General features: G+C 63.6%; 3 protein-coding genes and 2 pseudogenes. 2 read left to right on the top strand and 3 right to left on the bottom strand.

The window, feature by feature from the left end; translation table 11 throughout:
* Nucleotides 1–453: pseudogene (locus CI603_RS01215) on the top strand (IS256 family transposase); the annotation flags it as partial.
* Between the two features lie 348 nt (nucleotides 454–801).
* On the opposite strand, the gene CI603_RS01205 reads toward CI603_RS01215, so the two are convergent.
* From CI603_RS01205 to CI603_RS01195, 3 genes and pseudogenes are all read right to left on the bottom strand, one after another.
* A complete protein-coding gene (locus CI603_RS01205; RefSeq protein WP_121912720.1) occupies nucleotides 802–2,838 on the bottom strand; it encodes an FtsX-like permease family protein in 2,037 nt (678 codons plus the stop codon).
* Complete coding sequence (locus CI603_RS01200) at nucleotides 2,835–3,608, bottom strand: ABC transporter ATP-binding protein (protein ID WP_015021175.1); 774 nt, start codon at nucleotides 3,606–3,608, stop codon at nucleotides 2,835–2,837. Before CI603_RS01200 ends, CI603_RS01205 begins: the two co-directional genes overlap by 4 nt.
* A gap of 141 nt (nucleotides 3,609–3,749) precedes the next feature.
* A pseudogene (locus tag CI603_RS01195) lies at nucleotides 3,750–4,803 on the bottom strand (IS1249 family transposase).
* Between CI603_RS01195 and CI603_RS09140 the strand changes: the two are divergent.
* Nucleotides 4,700–4,975 carry a hypothetical protein gene (locus CI603_RS09140; RefSeq protein ID WP_259465442.1) on the top strand — a complete coding sequence of 92 codons (276 nt, stop codon included), beginning with the start codon at nucleotides 4,700–4,702 and terminating at the stop codon, nucleotides 4,973–4,975. The pseudogene CI603_RS01195 and the gene CI603_RS09140 overlap by 104 nt on opposite strands.
* The last annotated feature ends 45 nt before the right edge of the window (nucleotides 4,976–5,020 follow it).

Genomic DNA, 5,020 nt, shown 5'->3' with positions numbered 1-5,020 from the left:
ACCATGGCCAAGGACGACCCAGCCAACCCCAAAGCCAGCCACCAATCCTGGTGGTGGACCCACCAGGAACTCCGCCGCTGCTACCGCAGGCCCGAACACCTCTTCCAAGACAGGCAGCCCTTCGCCTTCCCGGAACCCGAACTCACCGCCGGCGGGCCAGTGGGACGCACCACCAACCGGCTGGAAGGAGGAGTCGACTCACCCATCAAACGCACCCTCCTGCAACACCACGGCCTACCCGAGAGCCACATGAGACGCGCCTGCGAATGGCACTGCTACATGAAAACCGACAACCCCGACCCCGCCAGCCTGATCAGGGACGAACACCACCAGCCACAACCAGCACCCAAACGGGAAACCAGACAGGAACAGGACGAGCCCGAACACTACGGCACCGCCATCAACTGGAACGAGTTCCACACACCAGTCAGATACCCCAACACCACACTCTGACCAACACACAACCAAACCCACACACAGAACCTAAAACAACGCGTTTAGTTCCTATAGGCCTGCTGTTGCGAATGGAATATAATGATTTCTCCCCTATTGTGCCTAGTATGGCTTGCTGGATTGCTGTCAATACAGCGCCAAGAATGAACAGTATTCCCAATTGCACCGCGATTAATACGATTGCTTTGTGTTGTTGCACGCCGTCTATGAGGGCTCCGCTGAGCTGTGGTTGCAGCAGGACGACCGCTTGTGCGAGGATTCCCAGCAGAAGGCTTGCCGTGTATGCAAGAATGTGCCCCGGCATGTATTTCCTGACGACGTGGATAAAGTTCATGGTTGGCCTGGCCTCTAGTGTTTTGTGGGTTGGTTCTTGTGGGTGAGGCGTGTGCAGAGGATGGTGGTGGCTATGGCGACGGCCAGGAGCAGGAGGGACATGGGTAGGAAGATGTCTGCGATGATGGGTGTGTGTTGTATGCCGACCCCGTCCCGGACGAAGCTTATCGCCACGGATGCCTCGGTGATGGCCACGGCGACGAGGGAGAGGATGATGCCGGCGGTGACGTCGAGTGTGGTCTCGATGGCCGCTGACCAGGCGAGGGCGCCGCGGGTGACGCCCATCTGGTTGAGGCGCCGGTTCTGCATGCGTCGTTCGCTGATTCCTATGGCTATAGATTGGACGAGGAATATCAGGGCCAGGATGGTGCCGCCGGCTATCATGAGCGGTGTTCCCTGCTGCTCCTTGATGCTGGTCTTGATGTAGTCGTCGATGAAGTCCTGCCTGTTCAAGGCGGTGATCTTGTGGGTGGTGTCCCTTATCTGTTGGGCTATGTCGTCGGCCTGGGTGTGGTCGCGGGCGGTGATGAAGGCGTACAGTCGGCCGTTCTCGCCCTCCCTGGGCAGGCCATCCTCGGTCGTGAGCATGTCCATGTTCACGTGGGGGGTGGTCTTGGGCGGCTCGATGACGGCCACGACCTGGACCTGGTGTCTTTTGTCGTGGCGGTCGATGAGGGTGATCGTGTCGCCCGGCTTGCGCTGGTTGTCGTATGCTCTGCTTATGGCCACCTTGCCGGCGCCCAGGTCGGCCAGGCTGCCCTGGAGCACCTTGGGGGCGGTGTCCTTGTGGCTGGGGTCGGCCAGGTCACGGGCCTGGGCCCAGGTGACCTGGGGGAAGGTGTCCATCTGGATGTTTCCGTGCTTGTCGGTCAGGACCCATTGCTGGGTCTGGTAGATGTCGGCTGTGCCGACCTCCCGTCCGAGCCCCTGCAGCGTGCGCGAGATCCTGCCGGCCTGGGACAGGTCGTCCGAGGAGGCCACCACGTCGGCCTTCATGGGCTCGATGCTGAGCACCACCGAGCTCATGCGGCCCGCCTGCATGATGAGGGTGAAGGAGACCAGAATGGTCAGCGCCATCATGGCCGGCAACGCTATGGCCGTGGCGCCTGCCCTGCCCCTGCGGACCCGTTGCCGGGCCAGCAGGCCCGGTCCGGCCGCGGTTTTTTCGGCCAGCAGGCCCAGCAGGGATGCTACCGGGGGGACCAGCAGGGGGGCGGCCACGTACACGGTGATTATCAGTAGGACGATCAAGCCCAGCAGCCGGTCGTAGGACTCCGAGCGGTCGACCGGCATGAAGGCGACCGTGATAGAGGCTAGGAACAGGGCCAGGGAGCATACGATCCGCAACCGGCTGGCCTTTTTGTCCTTGACGGCCGGTTGTGTCATCAGCTTCAGGGGGGTCTCGGCCCCGAGCCTGCGCGTGGCCAGCCACACGCCCAGCAGGCAGACCGCCATCATCAGGGCGAAGGCCACGGCCGCCACCCACAGGCGGGCCCTGGGGTGGAAGAGCAGGTCGATGTCCGTGGTGCCCATGGCCCTTATGAAGGCCATGCCCACAGGAACGGTCAGCAGGGATCCGGCCAGGCATCCCGCGGCGTCGGCCAGGGCCAGGGGCAGGGAGAACTCTCGCAGGGCCATGGCCACGACCTGTTTGCCCGAGGCGCCGTTGAGCCGCATCAGGCCGTATTCCCGGCGCCTTTCCTGGACCAGGAAGGACACCGATGACAGGACCAGGAACACCGTCACCAGCAGGCAGAACACCAGCGCGATCAGCGACACAGTGTTCAATGCCAGGTCGTAGTAGGCCTTGGTCAGAATGCGGTGGTAGGCGTTCAGGCCCTCCAGGCCGTGCAGGCCGTCGTAGGCCAGGCCCGCCTGACGTGCCTGCAGGGTCGCGCAGGACAGGGTCGTGGCGGCGAACACGGCCAGGCACATGATCCAGTAGGAGGAGCGGTGGGCCCTGACCAGGGAGAAGGACAGGCTGGCCCTTGTTGGCCGCTTGCGCCAGGGTCGGCTCGCCTGCTGGGCCGGGGAGGCCATGCCCGCGCTCACCGGTCGGCCCCGCTCAACGTGGTCTCGGCCAGGTGCATGGCCAGCTGCTCGGCCGTGCAGCCCGACCACACCGAGTGGATGCGGCCGTCGACCAGGAACACGGTGCTGCCAGCACGGGCCGCCACATCCGGGTCGTGGGTCACCATCAGCACCGTGGACCCCCGCGCCGCCACCTGGCCGAAGGCGTCCAGCACCAGCTGGGAGCCGGCGGTGTCCAGGGCGCCCGTCGGCTCGTCGGCAAAGACGACCGAGGGCCTCGAGGCCAAAGCCCTGGCCACCGCCACACGCTGCCGCTGCCCGCCCGACATGTCCGAGGGATAGACGTCGGCGAAACCATCCAGACCCACCGCCTGCAGGGCCCGCACGGCGTCGTCGACCTCGATGCGCGGCCCGCCGAAGAGGAAGGACAGCATCACGTTCTGCAGGCATGTGAACGCTTCGACGAGGTTGTAGTCCTGAAACACGAACCCGATCAGGTCACGCCTGACACGTGTCAGGTCGGCCTCTCCCATCCGGGCCAGGTCATGCTGCCCGATGTGCACCAAGCCCTGGTCGACCGGCAGCAGGCCCGAGGCGCAATTCAGCAGGGTCGACTTGCCCGCGCCCGAGGGCCCCATGATCGCCGTCCATGACCCAGGCGGGCATTGCAGGGACACGTCGGTGATGCCGGCCCCGCCCGAACCGTAATGATAGGAGACACCCTCAAGGGACAGAAACTCACCAGCCATACCCAGCCCCAATCCACAGCCCGACGAAACCCCGAGCACCATACGAATCCACAACGCGAAAAGCTACAGCGAACTTTACACTGAGACGCAATACAAGTATTGCTTGCGTGACGGTTAAAAGTCGGCCTATAGGAACTAAACGCGTTGTTTTAGGTTCTGTGTGTGGGTTTGGTTGTGTGTTGGTCAGAGTGTGGTGTTGGGGTATCTGACTGGTGTGTGGAACTCGTTCCAGTTGATGGCGGTGCCGTAGTGTTCGGGCTCGTCCTGTTCCTGTCTGGTTTCCCGTTTGGGTGCTGGTTGTGGCTGGTGGTGTTCGTCCCTGATCAGGCTGGCGGGGTCGGGGTTGTCGGTTTTCATGTAGCAGTGCCATTCGCAGGCGCGTCTCATGTGGCTCTCGGGTAGGCCGTGGTGTTGCAGGAGGGTGCGTTTGATGGGTGGGTTGACTCCTCCTTCCAGCCGGTTGGTGGTGCGTCCCACTGGCCCGCCGGCGGTGAGTTCGGGTTCCAGGAAGGCGAAGGGCTGCCTGTCTTGGAAGAGGTGTTCGGGCCTGCGGTAGCAGCGGCGGAGTTCCTGGTGGGTCCACCACCAGGATTGGTGGCTGGCTTTGGGGTTGGCTGGGTCGTCCTTGGCCATGGTGCGTTCGTCGATGAGGGTTTTCCATCTTTCGTGCCAGGCGTTCAAGGCCTCACCCCAACGCACCGCTTCCTCGATGGTATGGACCCGGGTGAGCTGGTCGGAGAGTCGCTTGAGTTCCTTGCCGGCCTGAAGTCGTGGTTTGAGGTGTCAGGTCGGTTTTGGTGTTGCGTTGCACGTGCACCAGGCGGCGTCGGATGCGCGTGCCCGGCCAGCAGGCATGGCAGGCTTTCTGCACGCCGCGAAGGCCGTCGGTGATGAGCACGTCGGGCCCGGGGATGCGGGAGGACAGGGCCGTGTAGGCCGCCGTGTTCTCCTGATGGCACCACTGCCGGTCGATGACCTGGCCCGTCTGCCCGTCGATCGCTATCAGGAGGCACCAGCCGTGTGCCATATACGTGCCGTCGGCCATGAGCGTGTGATGGACCACCCCGTCCGGTGTGATTGCCGGCTTGATGTTCCAGCACCGGCCGACCCGTTTACGCCAGGCCCTGGCGCCCATGGCCCCCATCTGTTCCCGGGTCCTGCCCGTCAGCAGCCGGTCCAGGAACTCCCTCAACTGCGCGGCGCGGGCCCGGTCCTGCCTGCGCGCGGTGGACGTGATCGAGCAGGACGGACACATCCAGCGCTGCGTGCCTGATCTGTTGCGCCCATGCTTGCGCATCCGCCCATGGCATATGGGGCAATGCCTGGCCCTCTTCGATCTGGTTCTCATTCCCCGATCGAACAGGAACGGGCACCCCTGCAAGACCCCTATTAACAACCCGACCTATTAACAACCACCCAACACGCTTACAGCCACAAGGCCAAACCCCCAACAT

Source organism: Bifidobacterium sp. wkB338 (genome assembly GCF_003688325.1).
Classification (GTDB): Bacteria; Actinomycetota; Actinomycetes; order Actinomycetales; family Bifidobacteriaceae; genus Bombiscardovia; species Bombiscardovia polysaccharolytica.
This window is presented reverse-complemented; position numbering and strand designations above follow the sequence as displayed.

Excerpts from the sequence above, each read along its gene's own strand:
- CI603_RS01200 (WP_015021175.1), bottom strand. The coding sequence starts at position 3,608 with ATGGTGCTCGGGGTTTCGTCGGGCTGTGGATTGGGGCTGGGTATGGCT.
- CI603_RS09140 (WP_259465442.1), top strand. The coding sequence starts at position 4,700 with ATGGCCCCCATCTGTTCCCGGGTCCTGCCCGTCAGCAGCCGGTCCAGG.